This is a genomic window from Variovorax sp. 22077 (assembly GCF_052044195.1).
GTDB lineage: Bacteria > Pseudomonadota > Gammaproteobacteria > Burkholderiales > Burkholderiaceae_C > Variovorax > Variovorax atrisoli.
Genome location: NZ_JBQEQC010000120.1, coordinates 1 through 390 on the forward strand (window position 1 = coordinate 1; position 390 = coordinate 390).

The following is a 390-nucleotide window of genomic DNA, read 5'->3' on the forward strand; positions in this document are numbered from 1 at the left end:
TGCTCGCGCGCGTGCGCAACACCGACCTGGCCGCCTATGCGCACCAGGACCTGCCCTTCGAGCGCCTGGTGGAGGTGCTCAATCCCACGCGTTCGATGATGCGCCATCCGCTGTTCCAGGTGGCCCTGGTGCTGCAGAACAATGCCCGCGCCAGCTTCGAGCTGCCGGGCCTGGTGGCCACGGGCGAGCCCGTGCGCAATCACACGGCCAAGTTCGACCTGTCCTTCGCCCTGTGGGAGCAGCGTGACAGGAGCGGGCAGGCCCAGGGCATCGCCGCCCGGGTGGAGTTCGCCACCGACCTGTTCGAGCTGGCCACGGTGCAGCAGCTCGTGGTGCGCCTGCAGCGTGTGCTCGAGGCGATCGCCGCCGACCCCGCGCAGCCCATCGGGC

The 390-nt window shown here is 70.5% G+C and carries 1 protein-coding gene; it reads left to right on the forward strand.

Going from position 1 to position 390, the window contains the following annotated elements; translation table 11 throughout:
• The coding region (locus ACTJLF_RS34770; protein ID WP_440884925.1) for a condensation domain-containing protein at window positions 1–390 on the forward strand (390 nt) is incomplete at both ends.